This is a genomic window from Emticicia oligotrophica DSM 17448 (genome assembly GCF_000263195.1).
Lineage (GTDB): Bacteria > Bacteroidota > Bacteroidia > Cytophagales > Spirosomataceae > Emticicia > Emticicia oligotrophica.
The window spans coordinates 2,851,812-2,873,261 of sequence record NC_018748.1 but is presented as its reverse complement, the minus strand read 5'-3'; the positions used below and the strand labels follow the sequence as shown (position 1 = coordinate 2,873,261).

Here is a 21,450-nt window from a genome sequence, read left to right as displayed (position 1 = left end):
CCCGAACAGAATTCCCCTATGAAAAACCTATCTATTCTCCTTTCATTTATATTTTTATTCCTAATTACAGGTATAAAAGCCCAAGTACCACAATCGTTTACATTCTCTAAAACGCCTGAAGAAGTAGGCTTTTCGAGCGAACGATTAAAGTATTTAGATGCTCACTTTCAGAGTGTGGTAGATAAAGGTATTGCTCCAAATATTGTTACTTTTATTGCAAAAAAAGGAAAGATTGTACATTATAAAGCCTTCGGATACAGCAATTTAGAAAACAAAATTCCGGTAAAAAAAGATGATATTTTCAGAATCGCTTCACAATCAAAACTCATCACAACGGTTGGGCTCTTAATGCTTTTTGAGGAAGGGAAATTTTTTTTAGATGAACCTATTTCTAAATATATTCCAGCATTTAAAAATCCACGCGTATTAGTAAGCTATGACGAAAAAGATAGAAGCAAGTATATTACTCGTCCAGCAAAATCTGAAATAACTATTCGTCAACTCCTCAGCCATTCAGCTGGCATTCCATACGAACATGCCCTTCAAGACTTGCCCGAATTCAAAGTGCCTTTCTTTTGTTCAACCGAAAAAGATATTTTAAAAGACGTTGTTGATAAAATTGCTGCACGACCACTCGTAGCCGACCCCGGTACGCAATTCGTTTACGGCTTAAACACTGATATTATTGGCCGTCTAATTGAAGTACTTTCTGGGATGTCGTTTGATGAGTATTTGCGTAAAAAAGTTCTTGAGCCTTTAGGCATGAACGATACCTATTTCTATTTGCCTGATGCGAAAGCGTCTCGCTTAGTTGAACTTTATTCTAAAGGAAGTACAGAAGATAAACTTACACTTCACACAAACGATACTTACAGAAAATACGCTATTTCTGGAGCGAAAACCTATTTTTCTGGTGGAGCAGGTCTATTAAGTACCATTGAAGATTATGCCAAAATTTGTCAATTTATAATGAATAAGGGCGAGTTTAATGGCAAACGTTTATTAGCTCGTTCAACCGTAGAAATGATGGGACGCAATCAAATAGGAGAAAGTTTTGTGTGGGACCGTCAAGATAAATTTGGTTTAGGTTTGCAAATTATTTCGCCAGAATCACATTATGGCGATAATGCGACCCCAGGCTCATTAACTTGGGGTGGCATGTACTGCTCAGAATATACAATTGACCCTAAAGAAGAAACAATTATGCTAGTTTATACTAATGTTCATCCTTATGCTCACTATTCTGAAATAGTGCGTAAGTTTAGAATATTAGTATATCAATCAATGTTATAATCTAATAAAAACATCATCATTGAAGGCTTTATTAGTTAAGCAAGATTCAATGACGAAAACAAATAAATTAATATTTAACACAAACTTTTCGAGCAATAATCTTTCTTAAATACAATTTTCTACCGAATTTTACAGCTCGAAAATTTAAAATTAAAATAATGGAACATCCATTGAAAGGAGTAGGTGTAGCATTGATTACACCCTTTGACCAAAACCACGAAATTGACTATGACGGCTTCCGTCGATTAATTGATTTTACTTCTGATGGAGGTGTAGATTATCTTGTTGTACAAGGTACAACTGGCGAAACCTCAACTACCACTGCACAAGAAAAAGCAGATTTACTGAAATTTGCAAAAGAACATAATAAAAAGAATTTACCAATTGTATATGGTCTAGGAGGAAACAACACTAAAGTTGTACTTGAGACTATAAAAAATACTGATTTGAGCGGCGTAACAGCTATTCTTTCAGTTTGCCCATATTACAATAAACCTTCTCAGGCGGGTCTTATTGCTCACTTTACGGCTATCGCCGATGCCTCACCAGTGCCCGTATTATTGTATAATGTACCCGGACGCACAGTTACGCACATACAAATCCCTACTGTACTAGAATTGGCAAAGCACCCTAATATTATTGGTATAAAAGATGCAAGTAGCATTGAAAATGCCATTGAATTAAGTAAGCGTTGTCCAAAAGATTTCTTATTGCTTTCTGGTGATGATAACCTAGTGACAACCTCTGTGAGCATGGGCTTCAGCGGTGTGATTTCAGTAATTGCCAATGCTTTTCCAAAAGAATTTGGAGAAATGACTTGGGCAGCCCTCAATGGTGATTTCAAGAAAGCAGCAGCTATTCAGCAAAGATTTGTTGATTTTGATACTCTTTTATACGTTGAGTCAAATCCTGTGGGTATTAAGAAATGTTGCGAGATTAAAGGAATTTGTAGCTCTGAAGTACGCTTACCATTAGTAAAAGCCTCTTCAGAACTCGGAGTAAAACTTACTAAAGCGATGATTGCCGAAGGTTTTTGGCAGTGATTGATTTCTATTTAGAATAAAAAAGAACAGGTGTCTTCGGCTTCGCTCAGACACCTGTTCTTTTTTGCTTTCAATCTAAAATCCTTATAATGAGTTAATAGAAATATTAAGCAGAACTAAGAATTTTCTGGTGTATTTTTTTCTTTTTTTGAGCCATGAAATAATAGTGCATCTCTTACTGAAATATTGATTTCGAAACCTAAAATTAAGATTAAGGCAACCAAATAAATCCAAACCATAAGAGCGATAAGTGTTCCTATTGAACCATAAAGCTTATTGTAAGAGTTGAAATTAGCTAAATAAAAAGAGAATAAATTAGTAACTAAAATACCCAAAATTGAAGCTATAAATGCACCAAAATTGAAAAACCTTAAGCGTTTATGAACCGCAGGTGCAAAATAGTATATCACACAAATCCCCAAAAAGAAAATCAAAAAAATACCTCCATATCGAATAATTTGAAGCAAGTAAAAGTTGAAATCTTCATTAAGAATACCTTTATCGAAGAGAAAATCTAGTACAATTGTACCGACAATCAATACTACGATAGCCGAAATTAAGACTACTATCAAAAGTACCGTTAGGAACAAAGCAATCAATCTAGCTTTCAAATAACTACGCTTTTCCCGAACTTGTAATGCCATATTAAACGCTCGCATAAGAGCCATCATCCCATTAGTTGCTGCAAAAACAGTAAAGAAAAAACCAAATGATAGTACATCACTGCGTCGGCGACTAACAATGTCTTGAATTGTATTGGAGGTATTTTCGTAGATACCCCGTGGCATGGCATCACGGAGAAAATTCATGATAAGACCATCAAGATTCTCAATCGGTACAAATGGAATAAGCGTAAATAAGAAGATTACACCAGGGAAAACCGCTAATAAAAAACTATAAGATACGGAAGCAGCACGCTGGTCAATATCGAAAGTTACGATTTTTTTCCATAAGATTTTCAATACATGATACAGCGAAACTGTTGTATCCCATAAATAAATATTTTGTAAGAATTTAATTGCTCTTTTCAAGAAAAGTAGTGTTTTTTACGCAAATATGCAGAATTTTACTCACAAAAACTCATAAATTGCTTCTATTACTCGCAAATTTCCGATAGCTCGACCATATTCCAAAGATAGGACCTAAACATAGCACCCAAAATATTCGAAAATCGTATGGGTATAATTCAAGGAGAAAATCAATCAATTGAATAGAGAATATCGTTATAGCAAAGCCTATACTTGTTACGAGAGTAATGATACTTCCTCGGCGTTCAGGTAAAGCAAAACGAGAAACTAAGGTAGAAAATTGCGGCGAATCACCCACTACCGAAACTCCCCAAACAAACATTAGTAAAGCAAAGATAGCCATAGAAGCCCCCCCGAAAATGGGCAATAGTAAACAACAAATACCTGAGATTAATAATTGCACCAAAGCTACTTTTCCACTTCCAATCCTCAAAGCCACTAACCCTCCAAGCCAACACCCTAAAAAGCCAACTACAATAACGCCAAATGTAGCGATATATACATTAAACGAAATTTCTGGATGATAATGCAGGTAGGTTTTCCAGATAGCAGGTACAAACGCCCAAAAAGCATACAGCTCCCACATGTGTCCGAAATAACCAAAAGCAGCCGCTCGAAGTTCAGGCAACTTAAATATCGCTCCTAAAGCCTTAATTGAAAACTGATTATGTTGCGAGGGCAATGGTTTATCAGGCAGAAGAACCCACAGTAATAATCCCCCAAAAAGTGCAATTAAACTTATGTAATATAAAAACGCTCGCCAAGGCCATTCAAAGCTAAGACCTTTCAATAAATACGGAAATGCCTTACCTAAGACCAGTGCCCCTACCAAATACCCCATGGCACGGCTCAAATCCTTGCCATACCAATCGGCCGCTATTTTCATTCCTATCGGATAAATGCCTGCCAAAAACATACCCGTAAGCAATCGACTGATTAGTACTACTGGTGTATTAAATGGTAAAATTGTTATACTAATATTGGCCAATGCTCCTAAAAGAGCCGAATAGACAAAGAGTCTCGAGCTAAGTACCCGTTCGGGTACAGCAAAGATAGCATTGAGCAAAGTACCCAAAATAAAACCCATTTGTACAGCAGATGTCAACCAGCCACCAAGTTTTAAACCTAACTCAGCTTCAAGTTGTGCAGAAACGGCATTCCCCGAAAGCCAAAGCGTAGTACCTGCAAATTGAGCAAAAACCAGTACAACTAAGAGATATGAGGGTCTATTTTTTATCATAACAACTCATCATCGGCAGGTTTTGCCGTTGGAGGTGTATATTTTTGAGTTGAATCAATATAGGCACCTTCTCCCGCAGTAAATACACAATCGCCAGATATTGAAACAGTTGAGGGCTTCAAAAACGAACCTTTCTTATATTCAAGAGTTTTATCAGCATATACACGTTGGAAAAACGCCCCCCAAGTTGGCATAGAGAGCCTCGCTCCTTGCCCAAGATTTATATCACGGAAGTGAATAGTTGGGTCGTCGCCACCCGTCCAGCCACCTGCAACAAGTGTTGGTGTAATACCCATAAACCAGCCATCCGAGAAGTTTGAGGTTGTTCCTGTTTTAGCGGCCACCTCATTGCCATCTAATACGCCATAACGTCCTAACCCTGCTGCGGTACCACCTGGCTGCGTAGCACCACGCATCAGGTGAATCATTTTATAGGCGGTTTCTTGGCTGATAACTTCCTTACTATCAGAGTAATACTCTTTTATTACTTCGCCATTTTTATCCGTAATTTTAGTTACAAAAAGTGGCTCAGTATATTTTCCTTGATTCGCAAAAACACAATAACCAGCCATTAATTCATATAAAGATACATCTCCAATACCCAAACAGATGGCAGGTACCTCAGGTAAATCACTTTTAATGCCTAGCTTATGAGCATATTTAATTACGTTTTCTGCTTTAAACTGATTAATCAAATAAGCACTCACAGTATTGATAGATTGTCCCAAAGCCTGACGGAGAGTCATAGAGCGATATGAATATTTTCCATCGGAGTTTTTAGGAGTCCAACTCCCCCCTGGAACCTGAATTGTAATCGGTTGATCTGTTACATGCTCACAAGTAGAAAAACCATTATCAATGGCCGTACAGTAAACGAATGGCTTGAAAGTTGAACCCGGCTGACGTTTACCTTGATAAACGTGGTCGTATTTAAAATGTTTGTAATTGATACCGCCTACCCAAGCCTTAATCTGCCCATTACGAGGGTCCATGGCTAAGAAGCTTGAATGCAAGAAAAATTTATAGTGGCGAATAGAATCCATAGGAGAAAGCAGTGTATCACGCTCACCTGCCCATGTAAACACCCTCATTTTTGTTTTCTTATTCATATCACGCCAAACCTTATCCAAATCGCCATCGTATTCTACTTTTAGCTCACGAAAACGTGGAGAGGTTTTAGCAATATTTTCAATATAATTTGGTATTTCTTCATACCTTCCTTCTCTTGTTTTAGATTCTAAGACCCAAGGATTTCCCTTTCCTTTCCAGTGAGCATAAAACTTCTTCTGTTGGTCTTTCATGTTTTCACGCAAAGCTTCTTCGGCATAAGCTTGCATGTGCGAATCAATGGTTGTGTAAATCTTGAACCCTTTTGTATAAATATCATCTGCTTCATAGCCTTCTTTTACTATTTCGGTTTTTAGCCAATCCTTTAAAAACTGACGGAAATATGGAGCTGGCCCCGAATTATGGCTTTCTGGCGAATAATTCAAGACAATCGTTTTATCTTTTAAACTCTCAGCCTGTTCAAGCGATATTTTATTGTATTTTACCATTTGGTCAAACACAATATTTCTACGCTCTTTTGAAGCGACAGGGTGAAACTTAGGATTAAATCTTGAAGGATTCTGACACATTCCTACCAAAACTGCTGCTTCCTCTAAACTAAGCTCACTTGGTTCTTTCTTGAAATAGGTTTTCGCTGCTGATTTTATTCCATATGCTCCACTACTAAACTCAACCGTATTGAGATATTTCTCCATAATCTCCTGCTTCGTATATCTACGCTCCAATTTAATGGCAGTAATCCACTCTTTAGTTTTGATTAGCAACTGTCTAATTCCAGGAACACTATAGAGCGGACCTTTATAAAAATCATCTTCTCGAAGTCTAAAAAGGTTTTTAGCTAATTGCTGAGATAACGTACTTCCACCGCCCTTGCGTTGACCAGTAAAAATACCAGTTACTACACGTAAGGTACTACGAGCATCAATACCCGAGTGCACGGTAAAACGCACATCTTCAGTAGCAACCAATGCGTTAACAATATTTGGTGAAAGTTCATTAAATTCAATCGGACTACGATTTTCGTAGAAAAATTTACCTAGAACCTTTCCATCAGAAGAAATTATTTCGGAAGCAACATCGCTCTTCGGATTATCAATATCTTCTAAACTTGGCATTTTACCAAATAACCAAAATAAATTAAAGTTAACGGCAATCAGGTAGATTATAAAAACAATCATTGAAAAACCAGTAAATTTCCAAATATTACTGATTATATTTCGATATTTTCCAGCTGCCAGTTCAAAAAAAGGAAACTTCATTTTTGTTGGGTTAGTGTTTGTTGGTATTGTATGAAAAGTTTGTGTTATTCTTCAGTGACGCCTACTTTTTCTTCAATTAAGTATTCATCTTTTTTAAAATTTTGTTTGACGAAAAGCTCCCCAATAAAACCTGCTAAAAAAAGTTGAGAGCCAATAACTATTGCCAACAATGCAAAGAAGAAAAGTGGATTATCGGTCACATTTCTATAACGAAGGCCTTGGTTAATATTATAAAGCTTTTCGAAAATTAAATACATGGCCATTAGGCTACCTATTAAAAAAGATAAAACCCCCATAGTTCCAAAAAAATGCATTGGACGGCGACCAAACTTATTCACAAATGCTACGGTGAGCAAGTCAAGAAAGCCAAAAATAAAACGTTCGAGACCAAATTTTGTAGTACCGTATTTGCGAGCTTGATGCTGCACAACTTTCTCCCCGATTTTCTTGAAACCATTCCATTTGGCAATAATCGGTATATTTCGGTGCATTTCACCATAAATCGTGATACTCTTAACCACCCTCGATTTATAGGCTTTCAAACCACAATTAAAATCATGTAGATGAACCCCAGAAACCCAACGAGAAACGCCATTGAATAACTTAGTTGGTAAAGTTTTGGTGATTGGGTCATAACGCTTCTTTTTCCAACCCGAAACCAAATCATACCCTTCTTCTTTAATCATTCGATAAAGTTCGGGTATTTCATCTGGACTATCCTGCAAATCAGCATCCATAGTTATTACTACCTCGCCTTTTGTATTGATAAAGGCTGTTTGCAATGCCGCAGTTTTACCGTAGTTTCTTGTAAACTTAAATCCTCTTACTGCCTTATTATTGGCCGAAAGATGCCTAATAACACTCCAAGATTCATCTGTACTACCATCATCTACAAACAAAATTTCGTAAGAAAACTGATGGGTGGTCATCACACGAACAATCCAATCATGGAGTTCGGGTAAAGATTCTGCTTCGTTGAAAAGAGGAATAACAATTGATATTTGCAGTGGTTGGTTCATTCGAAATAATTACCCTTTTTCATTCCTCATTTGTTTTAGAGAAATTTGAAAGTCTTTCCTGCGAGAAAGGTTTAGGGAATGGTTTTTAGAATATTAAATAATAATCTTTTAAAAGTTCTCTAAATTCGGCGGAATAATTCTTCATATCTTCTTCGTGAATTACTAACGTCGATTCTTCTATATCTTGTATCTGAGTATTAGAAAACGTAGCAATCACTCTGAAAACTGGCTTCGAAGCATTATGCCGAATCATGATTTTTTTTGACAAATATAATCCTTTTTTTTGTGCAAATTGAATCAATTTTTCAATCTCAAAAGGTGGTAATAAGACAATAAATTGACCATTTGGGTTGAGTAAGCGAATTACAACGTCCACCAACTCTTCTAAACTCAGTTCAACGGCATGTAATGCTTTATTCGTTTGGGCATCGGCTGACTTTAATGATTTTTGATAAAATGGCGGATTAGAAATGATTAAATCATAGCGAAAAGATGACTCAAAATCTTGAATTTTTTGATGAAAAACAGAAATTTTTTGACCGAAATTACTTTTCTCAACGTTGCTAATCGCCTGCTGGTAAGCACTTTCATCTATCTCTACAGCATCTATTTTTGCATCTGTACGTTGTGCCAACATCAGCGATAATAGTCCAGTTCCTGTACCTATATCTAATATCCTTTGAGCATTTTTAGTATCAATCGAAGCTCCAAAAATACAAGCGTCTGTGCACACTTTCATGCCACATTGGTCTTGATAAACAGTAAATTGCTTAAATGTAAATGAATTTTTAGGCATCTTTTTATTAAAATATTAGAAAGAAGATATAAATCATGAGTGATTTGACATTTGATCATTCAAACCTCTCACTTCCTTCCAAAATCGGCTGGATTTTCGCCCCAATAATCAGTTTCCCATTTTAAAACTTTATTTGGGTAAGTATTATCTTTCAACCATTTTTCAGCCCTTTCAAGCAAATCAAAAATCTCTGGGTTTCCGGTAGCTTCATCGAGTTTGGTATTGGCTTTTTTATTTTTCACCCAACTAATAGCTGTTCGAGAATCTGAATAAATAGGCAGGTTAGAGTTTTGCTTTTTCAGAAACGCCAAGGCATGTACGATTGCCAAAAACTCTCCAATATTATTTGTAGCTTGCGGAAATGGCCCCTTATGAAATATTCGTTCTTTCGTTCTTAAATAAAAACCTTGGTATTCCATATCTTTTTTGACCGAATTCCAAGCTGCATCTACCACAATAGACTCAAGCATTGGTGGCGGAAATGCTGATTTAGGAATCTTTGTTTGTTTTTGCTCAGCATTTTGTACGTATTTCCAATAATTCTCTTCTAAAGCTTTAACGGCTTCAGTCTTCGAATCAAAGGCCTTGTACTTTGCTCCTTGTACGCCCTCTACTTGTTTCTTGCATTCATCCCAAGAGTCAAAAACGCCCTTATTCCTTCCTTCCCAGACGGTATAAAATTTTTGTTTCTTTGCCATTTTGCAAAATTGCAGATTTTTGTGGGTTTCGGAGGCATTTTCGTATAGTAAAATTTCTATTTCATAAAAAAGCCTTTTCTCTACGAGAGAGAAAAGGCTATAATTTATTTACTCTATAGTGGGTAAGGGTTGAAAAGATTATAACACGTCTTCGATTTTGCTTAATTCTAAATTCCAAGCATCAGCAACACCTTTATAAACTACCTTGCCATTTACAACATTCAATCCCTTCTTCAACTCTTCGTTTTCGTTGCAGGCTTTTTTCCATCCCTTATTTGCCAACTGAACCGCATACGGCAATGTAGCATTTGTAAGAGCTAATGTAGATGTATATGGAACTGCACCCGGCATATTAGCTACGCAATAATGCACAATATCATCAATAATAAATGTTGGATTCTCGTGCGTTGTAGGCGTACAAGTTTCAATACAACCTCCTTGGTCAACAGCCACATCAACCACTACAGTACCAGGTTTCATTAGCTTCAACATGTCACGTGTGATTAAATGTGGAGCCTTTGCACCTGGAATCAATACCGCACCTACTACTAAATCTGCTTCAGCAATTGCTTCGCGGATATTATAGTGATTCGACATGATGGTTGTTACGTTTTGTGGCATAATATCAGACAAGTAGCGTAAACGTGGTAAGCTTACATCCATAATCACCACTCTCGCTCCTAAACCAGCTGCCATTTTTGCTGCTTGAGTACCCACAATTCCACCTCCTAAAACCAATACCTTTGCTGGCGGAACACCCGGCACGCCACCCAACAATATACCTTTACCTTTCAATGGTTTTTCTAAATACTTAGCACCTTCTTGAATAGCCATACGACCCGCCACTTCTGACATAGGAACCAATAGTGGTAAACTACGGTCTGTCTTTTCTACTGTTTCATAAGCCAAACAAACTGCTCCACGCTCAATCATAGCGTGTGTAAGTGGCTCAGATGAAGCAAAGTGGAAATATGTAAACAAAAGTTGGTCTTTTTTAATCAGTTTATACTCAGACTCGATTGGCTCTTTTACCTTGATAATCATCTCGGCAATAGCATAAACCTCTTCAATCGTTGGCAATAAAGTTGCACCCGCTGCTGCATATTCATTATCTGCGAAACCACTTCCCTCGCCAGCACTTGACTGTACATAAACTGTATGTCCGTGTTTTTTTAATTCTGCTACACCTGCTGGTGTAAGAGCTACACGATTTTCGTTATTTTTGATTTCTTTTGGAACTCCGATTATCATAGGTACTTTAATTTGAAAGATGAAGTGTAATTGTTTCTCTACTACACATTTTGGTGTAGTAGAAAATGATAGGTTTTATATGTGATGAAGTATAATTGCAAGACAAAATTAGTATATCAAGAAAATATTATTACTATATTTGAATAAATAAGAAAATTTTATTATTAATTATTCTTTTTATAGAAATAATTTCTGATTGAGTGTATATTCTTATTTCCTAAGAGAAAAAAATTCTGACTAAAAACTAACTGAAAATAAAACCTAATTATTTATATGAATCTAGATGAAACTGACAGAAAGATTCTGAGGCTTTTACAAGAAGATGCCCAGCTTACATTAAAGGATATTTCGCAACAAATAAATCTCTCGCTTACACCAGTACATGACCGTGTAAAGCGATTGAAACAAGAAGGAATTATTGAAAAGTATGTAACTATTTTAAATAAACGAAAATTAGGGCAACATCTAACCGTCTATTGCCAAGTAACACTTATCAAACAAACCAACGATACTTCTGAGGCCTTCAACCAAGCCATTATGAACTTACCAGAAGTTGTAGAGTGTAATTTTGTATCTGGCAGCTTCGATTATATGCTTAAAATAATCGTTCCAAATATGGAAAGTTATCATCAATTTCACCAACAGAAACTCTCGTTGATTTCGGGAGTATCGCTAATACATAGTTTTTTCGTCATGTCGGAAGTAAAAAGCACTACTATTATTCCAATTTAGTAATGCTTTTAAGCTGTGAAGGATTAGGATTCTTACCTTAAATCTTTATGATGAGATTAACAGGTAAACTTAAAGCCTATTCCATGTATATTCTCTATTTTGATTGTGGAGTCTTCTGAAAGCATTTTACGAAGACGAGTAACAAATACATCGAGACTACGCCCTAGGAAATAATCATCGCGGCCCCAAATTGCCGTTAGGATTTCTTCACGCTTAATAACTTGATTGCGGCGTTCGCACAGAAACTTTAATACCTCGGCTTCTCTATGCGTAAGCTGCTCTATTTTAGTATTTGATTTTAAACTTAATTGTTGGTAGTCAAATTCATATAAACCCATTTTCCACGCAGAATGTCCTTGAATAGATTCTTTTGAAATTTCTTTACGACGAAGGAAAATTTTGATTCTTAGGTTCAGTTCTTCTATACTGAAGGGTTTGGTTACGTAGTCATCACCACCAATCTTCAAGCCAGTTATGCGGTCTTCTTGCATCGCTTTGGCAGTAAGAAAAATGATTGGAACTTGCTGGTTTTGTTTACGAATTTTTTCAGCTAAAGAAAACCCATCTAATTCAGGTAACATTACATCCAATAAACAGAGGTCGTATTTTTCTTTAGTAAAGCTCTTCCATGCTTCTTTTCCATCTTGAAAATGAGCAATCTCGTATCCTTCGAGTTCGAGATTATCTTTCGTCACAAACCCTAAATTGGGGTCATCTTCTACGTATAAAATTTTGGGCATTTTTAGTCAACAGATTGGGTTCACAGTCAATGAAATAGATAGTTTTATCTATTATATTCAATTAGTAATTTACTAACTTTCTTGCTTTATAATTACACTAAAGATACTTCCCTTCCCTACTTCACTTTCAACTTTAAGTTGCCATTTGTGAGCCTTAGCAATTTCATTGACATAGCTCAAACCCAAGCCAAATCCTTTTACATTGTGCAAATTTCCAGTAGGTACACGGTAGAATTTTTTAAAGATTTTATCAATACTTTCCTTCGGAATACCTATTCCTTTATCAATAACCGACAAGACCAAACCTTCCGTTGTATTTTCGGTACGAATCGTAATATTTGGAGGTTTAGAGGAATATTTTATAGCGTTTTCAAGTAAATTTCTTATCAAGCTCACTAATTGCGTACGGTCGGCATAAATACTAGAGCGAACAGCATTAAATTCCATTTTCAATCCTTCTTCCAATTCTGCTTGCGTTCCTTCAGTTACTTCATAAATTAACCCATGAATTTCTTGCAACTGTATATTTAACTCAAACTTTCCTCGTTCTAGTCGAGCAGTATTCAACACCGATTCTACTTGGGTTTTCAATCGACTATTTTCCTGCCTAATTATCTGTACGTATTTTTTAAAACGTTCAGGTTGCTCAAATATTTTAGGCTGACTCAAAACATCTGTAGCAATTTTAATTGTGGATATAGGTGTTTGAAACTCATGAGTCATGTTATTTACAAAATCTCGCTGGACTTCACTCAAGCGTTTTTGTTGCAAAATAACAAACATCGAATACCCAAAGAAAACAGTTACGATTAGCGTGATTAACGAAGAAATAAGCCAAATATCAAGTTTACTGGCTAAATAACTCGTTTTGGATGGGAAACGAACACCAAAATAATTGAGATATTTATCTGTTTTAGGTAATGGCTTTGAGGAAACTTTATTTTCTTCGAAGTTAGCATCAATATAAGAGCCATAAACAATTTTCTCGCTCTCACAGTCATATATGCCGTACTCAAAAGGTGTATTTAGATTTTGTTTCCGAAATTCTTCTTTCAAATAATGCTCCAAGACATCCGCATCAAGTGGTATTCTGAGATTACAAACATAATAATCAGAAGAAAGTTGAGAGACTGGATTATCAAATTTTGAGAGTTTGTAAAGCGTAGAAATTCTGTTCGCCACGTTACGCAGCGAAATCATGACTGTTTGACGAAATTGTTGTTCTTTTAAGTCGAAAGCACGTTTTACCCAGTAAGCCTGCACAGCAATAATTCCCGTAATCGAAAGCGTACCAAGTAAAACCAGTAATCTGATTGTATTCCTATTCAAAACGGGACGGTTTTTTCGTAAAAATATGAAAAATATCACCCACTTACAAAAAAAAACTATCAATTGTAAATGAGTATTTGGTATTTTTTTAAAATAGGGCCACTCTCTTCTAAAAACCTTAGTTTTTCTTTGAAAAAGCAAATTTTATATCGTAATTTGTTACAAACAACGATTGAAATGTTACTTTGACACTTATTAATTAACCCTGAGCAAAATGCAAAAACTTCAAACACTTGACTACTTAGTTTTTCTCTTCTATTTTATTATAGTAGCAGGCTATGGCTACTGGATTTATAACAAAAAGAAATCAGCACAAACTTCTACTAAAGACTTTTTCTTAGCAGAGGGCTCCCTAACTTGGTGGGCAATTGGAGCCTCTTTGATTGCCTCGAATATTTCAGCCGAGCAAATGATTGGAATGTCGGGCAATGGATTTTCGATGGGATTAGGTATCTCAACCTACGAATGGATGGCTGCCGCTACACTCATCATTGTTGCAGTATTTTTCATGCCTATTTACTTGAAAAATAATATTTCAACCATGCCACAGTTTTTAAGCCAACGCTACAACAAAACTGTGAGTTTGATTATGGCTATTTTTTGGTTATTGCTTTATATCATGGTAAATCTAACCTCAATTTTATACTTAGGGGCATTAGCCGTTTCGGGTATTTCGGGCTTAGATTTTTATACTTGTATGGTATTCTTGGCCGTTTTCGCCATTATTATCACCATTGGAGGTATGAAAGTAATTGGTTTTACAGATGTAATTCAAGTATTTTTCTTGGTAATTGGCGGCTTGGCAGCTACGTATTTGGCCGTAACGCTCGTTTCTGAAAAATATGGCATGGAAGGTTTGGCAACTGGCTTTAAGTTAATGACTCAGAACCACGATGACCACTTCCACATGATTTATCCAAAAGGAAATCCAAACTATATGTCGCTTCCGGGCTTAACTGTTCTTTTTGGTGGTATGTGGATTGTAAATCTTAATTATTGGGGATGTAATCAATACATTACACAACGTGCCCTTGGTGCCGACCTCAATACCGCTCGTAATGGTTTGTTGTTTGCGGCGTTCTTGAAATTATTGATGCCTGTAATTGTGACTTTACCGGGTATTGCTGCTTATGCTTTATACCAAAAAGGCATGTTCCAACAAGAAATGCTCGGAGCTGATGGTACATTCAACCAAGACCGTGCTTATCCAGTATTATTAAACCTTTTGCCTGTTGGTTTGAAGGGGCTTTCTTTTGCAGCACTTACAGCAGCAGTTGTTGCCTCCTTGGCAGGTAAAGCCAATAGTATTTCTACCATTTTCACACTTGATGTTTTCCGCCCATACTTTGCTAAAGATATGAGCGAGAAAAAATTGGTTGTCATTGGTCGAATAGTTATCGTTATTTCGATGATTTTGGCTATTGTTATCTCTCCATTCATGGGAATCGAAAAGAAAGGTGGTTTCCAGTTTATCCAAGAAATGACAGGACTACTTTCTCCGGGTATTTTCGCTACATTTATTATGGGCTTTTTCTGGAAAAAAACCAACTCAGCGGGTGCATTTTTCGCTATTGTAGGTGGTTTCTTGATTGCTCTTTCAATGCACAATAACTGGCTACCAGGTGCAGATTGGACAACAGTTCCTTTCCTTGACCGTATGGGATGGGTATTTGTTATTTGTGTAGCAGTAATGTTTGTCTTAGGCTTGGCTCTACCGAGTGAAAATAAAGGATTGGAAATTGATACAGCAATGTTTAAAACCTCAAAAAGCTTTGCAATTGGGGCAACAATTGTGATACTCACAATTGTATTCCTTTATACATACTTCTGGTAAGAGACTATCATAAAAGATTTCTTAAAAGGTACTGTGGGAAATTACAGTACCTTTTTTATTTCTCTCCTTATTTTAATATGAAATCATTACTTTTGCAAATCATTAAACTTTAAACCAAAAACTCCCCTTTTGGGGTAGGGAGTTATGAAAATCGCTGCCATTGATATAGGCTCTAATGCTGCACGAATGCAGATTTCGTCGGTATTAACTAATAAAAATAAAATTAGCTTCAAAAAAGTTGAGTATGTTCGCTTTGCTCTCCGCTTGGGTATGGATGTATTCAACACAGGGAGTATTTCTCACGCCAGCGAAGCTCGAATCAAAAAACTCTTACAGGCTTATCAGTTATTGATGGAACTTCATGAAGTTGATGCCTACATGATTTGTGCGACAAGTGCCATGCGTGAAGCTGAAAATGGAGCAAGTATTGTGGAGCGAATTTTTAATGAATTGGGCATGGAAATACACCTCATTGAAGGTGAGCAAGAAGCAGAACTCATTAATAATGTAATCGTTACGGTATTAGATGACGATAAGACTTATCTACACATAGATGTAGGTGGTGGAAGTACAGAACTAAATATCTATAAAGGGCATAAGAAAGTCACAGCCAAATCTTTTAAAATTGGTTCGGTTCGATTGCTTGAGCACAAAGAAGCACCAGATGTTTGGAAAAAAATGCAGGTTTGGGTCAATGAAAATATACCTAAAGGAGAAGAAGTGATTGCCGTTGGAACAGGTGGGAATGTCTCAAAACTCTTTAATATGATTGAAGGGAAAAAAGATAATAAAGCTTCGTTGAAAGATTTAGAGAAAATGAGAAACTTTATTGAAAAGTTTAGTCTTGAAGAACGAATTAATAGACTTCAACTCAATGCCGACCGTGCCGATGTAATCGTTCCAGCATCAGATATTTATATTTCGGTAATGAAATGGGCAGGAGCCAACGAAATTATGGTACCCGACTTAGGATTAAAAGATGGAATTCTGATGTTAGTGTATGAAACTTTGATGAATGAAGAATAATGTTAAGTAATATATCCAATAAAAAAGGCTCAAAGTTTACACTTTTGAGCCTTTTTTTATTGAAATATCTAATTTTTTACAACATATTCTTGATAATATCTTCTACAGAAACATTCTCAGCTTCTGCTTTGAAATTTCTTACGATACGATGACGTAATACTGAAACTGCCACAGCCTTCACATCTTCAATGTCTGGCGAGTATTTACCATTGATAAGAGCATTACATTTCGCCCCCAAAATTAGATTTTGAGAAGCTCTTGGCCCAGCACCCCACTCTAAATATTTTTTAGTATCAGCTGAAGCCATTTCCGATGTCGGACGAGTTTTATGAACCAATGCAACTGCATATTCTACTACATTATCAGGTACTGGTACACGACGTACTAATTGTTGAAAATAAAGTATTTCTTCGGCCGAAAGAACTTTATTTACTGTCGTTTTGCGGTCGGAAGTGGTATTCTTAACAATATCAAGCTCTTGTTTGTAAGACGGATAATCAAGGGTAACCATAAACATAAAACGGTCGAGCTGTGCTTCTGGTAAAGGGTAAGTTCCTTCTTGTTCGATTGGATTTTGAGTAGCCAAAACGAAAAAAGGGCGGCCAATACCATGTTTCTTTCCGCCTACCGTAACGGCAAACTCTTGCATGGCTTCAAGCAAAGCAGATTGTGTTTTAGGTGGTGTACGGTTAATCTCATCGGCCAATACGATATTGGCAAAAACGGGGCCCTTGATAAATCGGAAATTACGGTCATTATCAAGCGTTTCCGAACCTAAAATATCAGAAGGCATTAAATCGGGCGTAAACTGGATTCGGTTAAAATCTAAATCCAAAGCCGATGCCATAGTATGAATCAATAAAGTCTTTGCCAAACCTGGCACTCCAACCAATAAGCAGTGACCTTGACAAAAGATGGCAGTGAGTAGCAGACGAACAGTTTCATCTTGTCCAACAATCACCTGCCCAATTTCATTTTGTAATTGATTAAACGCCACTTTTAGGGCATCAGCTGCTTCTACGTCAGAAGTAAATGTAACTTTGCTCATCTATTTTAGATATGAGTTAGGATGTATGTAATATGTGATTTAGTAATAGAAAAATTATTTATTCAAACGCTACATTTTCAGTTTTTATCACTATTTAATATTGTACCCCTCCACTAATTCGGTCTTTGCCAAAAATGTTACAAGATTCAAACTCAGGGTCAATCTTAATATATACATCGGCTGTAGCCTTTTTGAACCATTTTTCAATCTCAACATTTCTTTTTTCCATTATAGCAAACTCCTTTAATCGCTCAAAATCCTCATTCAGGCTTGCTTTATGTGGAGCATGTTTAGCTTTATAATAAATGATTCTTACGCCAGTTTTACCATCTTCGCTTCTGTAAGGTAGCGGAACAGTAATCGTGCCAACTTTCATGGTATCAATCGTAAAGTAAAGCGTAGGTTCCATGCTCTCATCAAGAGCCATTTTGCTTGAACCACTTTGAGGGTCAAGTAATATACCACCTCCATCTTGAGTTTGCTTATCTTCAGAAAACTCTTTGGCAGCTTTTTCAAACTTGATACTATCTTTTACAATTTCAGTTCTGATACTATCAAGAAACTTTTTAGCATCAGTGATATCTAATCTATTATAATCTGGTCTTAACAAAATATGGCGAGCATGGTATTCTTGTCCACGAACTTCAAGCGTTTGAATGAGGTGTAAACCAAAATCTGACTCTACTACATCTGAAATTTCGTTGGGTTTAAGTTTCATTGCTACTGCCTCGAATTGCGGTACCATTTGCCCACGTTTAGCCCAAGATAAATCACCACCAAATTGACGAGAACCTGGGTCTTCAGAATATTCTTTGGCTAGGTCTTCAAATTTTTCTCCGGCCAAAACTCTACGTTTATAATCGAGGAGACGTTCGGATAACTCATCTTTTTGAGCTTTCGTTACCTTAGCCAAACGCACAATATGTGCCAGTTCTACTTCGGTAGGTATTTCGGGGATACTGTCTTTAGGAATACGATTGAAGAACCTTCTTACTTCATTCGGAGTAATCTTAAGGTCTTCCGTAATCTTTCCCTGCATTTTTTGGGCAGTAAGTTGCTCTTTCACTTGTGAGCGTACCTCACTTTTGAGTGTTTCAAGCGATTTACCGAATTGTTCGATAATATTTTTCTCGTTTCCGTACAACTGCACCATTTGTTGCATACGGGCTGTAAGCTGAGCTTCAACTTCTTTATCTTCAACTAAAACAGAGTCTATTTCTGCTTTCGCAACCAAAAGTTTATTAACAACCATACTCTCTAGAGCTTGGCATTTACTTACTGGTTGTTGCTGTTGCTGGCCTCTAATATAAAGCTGCTCAACTTCTGAACGTAGGATGATGTAGTTGTCAACTTTTGCAACAATTCTGTCAATATTGATAGGTGCACTTTGGGAAAATGCCAATATTGGCAGACAAACCAAAAGGAATAATTTCTTAAACATTTTATTTATTTGAATACTTATAATTTCTACTATTGTTCTTTTGTAAACGTAATTAATGGCACTTAGGCTATATCTCTACTAAAGTTTATTTTTTTATACCTAAGGCTTTATCAATCTCTTCTTGATTCAAATTTACAGGATATTTATTAATCAAGTCTGTTTTAAATTGATTTTCAAGATATTTTTGATAATCCACCAACACTTGTCCTCTACATTCTCTTAGTGTTTTGCTTCTTGCTGGCTCTACTTGTTCGATAATCACATCAGCAAACTGCCCATCTTTTGCTACTGAGTGCCTTCCTACAACCCACTGTACTAAATCAATAAACTTATTATCGCCGTGTTTAAAATATCCCTCTTCAATGCTTACTGTATTTGCTTCTTTAGCATTAAATATTTTTTCTACATCTTTTTGTGAATTACTATAAAAAGCAAAAGTAACTCTTTGGTTTTTAGACCAATCAAATTTATCACCCGAGGGTTTGGTTTTTACGTAGTCGTTTTCGATAATTCTTTCAATTGATAAGCCATTAGCCACCAAGAACGCCTTAGCTTTTTCTATACGTTCAGCCGAAATATTATCTTCTTCGTGTTGGTCTGCATGCCCACCTATTTCTACCACATATCCTTTATTTTTTCGCATAATTTCTAGGATATAAACTAAAGTCTGCTTGTGGTCAGGGGTTAGATTGCTCGATGATTTTGTAAAATATAATGGCGTACGATAGAGTCTTTTGAGGTTATAGGGCTTACCTTTTTCGAGTAATTCTTTTACCTGATAAACCACTTTAGCATCTTTCGAGGCAATAATAGTAGCTTGTACTCGTTCAGGCATCTGGTAGCGTACAATATTTTTTTCGTAAAAGAGGCGTTGTTCGGTTGTATCAGATGTTGACTTTTCATATACTAAATCATTGAGTAATTCCATTTTCAAAAGACTTGTGGAATACTCATTCATCAAAATCTTAAAATCAGGATTCAATTCCTCTAAATGAGATTCGGCATATTCTTTTACGGTATTTTCAACAAACTTTTTATAGAAACTACGCATAACCATTGTAGGAGTATAGCCCGTTGGTATTCGTTCGAAAGTTTGATGGTCAACAGCAAAATCAAAAAACAATTTAGTTTTGTATGCTTTTGAGCCAATGTTGAATATTGGTTTATTCAATAATTCATTATTAACTGCATAAGCCCATTTTTTCACCAAAATGTTAGTATCAGCGGCCGTAATGGCTCTTTTAACAACCTCTTGGTCTTCATCAAACTTCATTTGTTTTTTTAGTTTGATGAGCGTATTTTCTTTTACTACATCGCCCCTTGAGTCTGTCACAATTTTATCTTTCAACTTTACCTGAGCTTCATCAAAAGACTCCATTGGGATTTTTTTAGAAAGCTTTATCAAATGCCAGCCAATTGTAGTACGTACTGGTTTTGATACTTCTCCTTCTTGCAAAGCAAATGCCGCTTGTTCAAATGATACTTCTTCTCTACCACCAATTCCGAATACTGGCAAAAAACCACCAAAATTTCGGTAGCGTGTATCATCAGAATATTTTTTACAAGCATCTTCAAAAGAGATTCCTCCTTTGGCAATCACTTCTCTTAATGAATCCAGCGTATTTTTTGCTTTAAGGCTTTCTGCCTCAATAGCATTGGGCTGAACTGTTTTTAATATATGTTGTACTAACACACTTCCACTGTAAGGTCGGCGACCTAAAACTTTCACAATATGATACCCTCCCTTTGTTCGAACTGGCATAGATATTTGTCCAACCGGAGTAGTATATGCTGCTTTCTCAAGTGGGTACAGAAAACGTATCGCTCTAAACCAACCCAAATCACCACCAACACTATTTGTTTTTTTATCTTGTGAAAACTGTTGAGCTAAAGTGTCGAAATCTTCTCCTGTTAGAGCTCTATTTCGAATATCAACTAATTTATTATAAATTGCTAAAGTATCTGTAGGCTCGGCAAACTCTGAAATAGGATACATAATATGAGCTACGCGAACCTCTTCTTTCATCCATTCATAAGTTTCTTTTAGTAGAGCTTTAATCGTTGTGCTATCGGTTAAATACGCTTCGGCTAAAGTACTTCGATAATCTTCTATTTCTTGCTTGAATGATGCGGTAGTATCGTAGCCTCTCTTTTTTGCATCGGCGATAATCCTTTGGTCGTTGATGACCTGCTCTAAAAAAGCTTTAGGCGAGAGCGAATCTTCTGAAATCTGATTTTCGAAAGCAAATTTTAAATCGGCAGTTTTTAACGCTACATTACCTACTGTCAACGCAACAGGTTCTGGCTTAGATTCTGCTACTGAAGGTGTGCTTATAAGAGGTGGAGTTGTAGAAGAAATAGTAAAAATATCTTCTTTAGACTTCGTAGAAGCTACCTGATTAGTTTTAGGTAGGGGTTTCTTGGCAACTTGACAAGCTAATTGTATAAAAACTAATGTTATATATATATATTTATTGTATTTCATTATAAAAGCATAAAACAATCATCCTCAATAAACAACTGCAAAGGTTAGAATTTATTGTGATGAAACTGATTTTGTTGAGTAAGAGACACCTCTAAAGATGATAAACATCAAACAAAAGGT

Annotated in this window: 17 protein-coding genes; 5 read left to right on the top strand and 12 right to left on the bottom strand. The window is 36.3% G+C overall.

The window, feature by feature from the left end:
* Positions 1–18: 18 nt before the first annotated feature.
* Positions 19–1,293: a serine hydrolase domain-containing protein gene (locus EMTOL_RS11845; RefSeq protein WP_015029527.1), complete on the top strand. Its 1,275-nt coding sequence runs from the start codon at positions 19–21 to the stop codon at positions 1,291–1,293.
* 158 nt (positions 1,294–1,451) lie between these two features.
* Positions 1,452–2,336, top strand: a complete 885-nt coding sequence (dapA, locus tag EMTOL_RS11840; RefSeq protein ID WP_015029526.1) for a 4-hydroxy-tetrahydrodipicolinate synthase — start codon at positions 1,452–1,454, stop codon at positions 2,334–2,336.
* Positions 2,337–2,452: 116 nt separating this feature from the next.
* Here dapA and EMTOL_RS11835 read toward each other — a convergent pair whose 3' ends face one another.
* The 7 genes from EMTOL_RS11835 to ald form a co-directional block, all read right to left on the bottom strand.
* The gene (locus EMTOL_RS11835) at positions 2,453–3,367 is read right to left on the bottom strand and encodes a YihY/virulence factor BrkB family protein (RefSeq protein ID WP_015029525.1); all 915 of its coding nucleotides are present in this window, start codon (positions 3,365–3,367) and stop codon (positions 2,453–2,455) included.
* A 49-nt stretch (positions 3,368–3,416) separates the two neighbouring features.
* Positions 3,417–4,604 (bottom strand): MFS transporter, encoded by a 1,188-nt coding sequence (locus EMTOL_RS11830; RefSeq protein ID WP_015029524.1) that lies wholly within the window; start codon positions 4,602–4,604, stop codon positions 3,417–3,419.
* Positions 4,601–6,931, bottom strand: coding sequence for a penicillin-binding protein 1A (locus EMTOL_RS11825; RefSeq protein WP_015029523.1), 2,331 nt, complete (start codon positions 6,929–6,931; stop codon positions 4,601–4,603). Before EMTOL_RS11825 ends, EMTOL_RS11830 begins: the two co-directional genes overlap by 4 nt.
* Positions 6,932–6,975: 44 nt before the next feature.
* Complete coding sequence (locus EMTOL_RS11820; protein ID WP_015029522.1) at positions 6,976–7,950, bottom strand: glycosyltransferase family 2 protein; 975 nt, start codon at positions 7,948–7,950, stop codon at positions 6,976–6,978.
* 85 nt (positions 7,951–8,035) lie between these two features.
* Entirely contained in the window at positions 8,036–8,746 is a 711-nt protein-coding gene (locus tag EMTOL_RS11815; protein WP_015029521.1) for a tRNA1(Val) (adenine(37)-N6)-methyltransferase, read from the bottom strand.
* A 68-nt stretch (positions 8,747–8,814) separates the two neighbouring features.
* On the bottom strand, positions 8,815–9,444 hold the full coding sequence (locus tag EMTOL_RS11810) for a ribonuclease H1 domain-containing protein (RefSeq protein WP_015029520.1): 630 nt from the start codon (positions 9,442–9,444) through the stop codon (positions 8,815–8,817).
* Between the two features lie 138 nt (positions 9,445–9,582).
* Positions 9,583–10,695 (bottom strand): alanine dehydrogenase, encoded by a 1,113-nt coding sequence (ald, locus tag EMTOL_RS11805; RefSeq protein WP_015029519.1) that lies wholly within the window; start codon positions 10,693–10,695, stop codon positions 9,583–9,585.
* 273 nt (positions 10,696–10,968) lie between these two features.
* On the opposite strand from ald, the gene EMTOL_RS11800 reads away from it, so the two are divergent.
* Positions 10,969–11,427 (top strand): Lrp/AsnC family transcriptional regulator, encoded by a 459-nt coding sequence (locus tag EMTOL_RS11800; RefSeq protein ID WP_015029518.1) that lies wholly within the window; start codon positions 10,969–10,971, stop codon positions 11,425–11,427.
* Positions 11,428–11,483: 56 nt separating this feature from the next.
* Here the strand turns inward: EMTOL_RS11800 and EMTOL_RS11795 are convergent, their stop codons facing one another.
* Together EMTOL_RS11795 and EMTOL_RS11790 are read right to left on the bottom strand one after the other, a co-directional pair.
* Positions 11,484–12,167: a response regulator transcription factor gene (locus tag EMTOL_RS11795; protein WP_015029517.1), complete on the bottom strand. Its 684-nt coding sequence runs from the start codon at positions 12,165–12,167 to the stop codon at positions 11,484–11,486.
* 72 nt (positions 12,168–12,239) lie between these two features.
* On the bottom strand, positions 12,240–13,496 hold the full coding sequence (locus tag EMTOL_RS11790; protein ID WP_041694094.1) for a sensor histidine kinase: 1,257 nt from the start codon (positions 13,494–13,496) through the stop codon (positions 12,240–12,242).
* Between the two features lie 214 nt (positions 13,497–13,710).
* Here EMTOL_RS11790 and EMTOL_RS11785 point away from each other — a divergent pair, with 214 nt between their 5' ends.
* Entirely contained in the window at positions 13,711–15,330 is a 1,620-nt protein-coding gene (locus EMTOL_RS11785; protein ID WP_015029515.1) for a sodium:solute symporter family transporter, read from the top strand.
* A gap of 144 nt (positions 15,331–15,474) precedes the next feature.
* A complete protein-coding gene (locus tag EMTOL_RS11780; RefSeq protein WP_015029514.1) occupies positions 15,475–16,356 on the top strand; it encodes a Ppx/GppA phosphatase family protein in 882 nt (293 codons plus the stop codon).
* Between the two features lie 76 nt (positions 16,357–16,432).
* On the opposite strand, the gene EMTOL_RS11775 is transcribed toward EMTOL_RS11780, so the two are convergent.
* The 3 genes from EMTOL_RS11775 to EMTOL_RS11765 form a co-directional block, all read right to left on the bottom strand.
* Positions 16,433–17,404, bottom strand: a complete 972-nt coding sequence (locus EMTOL_RS11775) for an AAA family ATPase (protein ID WP_015029513.1) — start codon at positions 17,402–17,404, stop codon at positions 16,433–16,435.
* 94 nt (positions 17,405–17,498) lie between these two features.
* The gene (locus tag EMTOL_RS11770) at positions 17,499–18,845 is read right to left on the bottom strand and encodes a peptidylprolyl isomerase (RefSeq protein ID WP_015029512.1); all 1,347 of its coding nucleotides are present in this window, start codon (positions 18,843–18,845) and stop codon (positions 17,499–17,501) included.
* 85 nt (positions 18,846–18,930) lie between these two features.
* Positions 18,931–21,330 (bottom strand): peptidylprolyl isomerase, encoded by a 2,400-nt coding sequence (locus tag EMTOL_RS11765; RefSeq protein ID WP_015029511.1) that lies wholly within the window; start codon positions 21,328–21,330, stop codon positions 18,931–18,933.
* Positions 21,331–21,450: the final 120 nt, after the last annotated feature.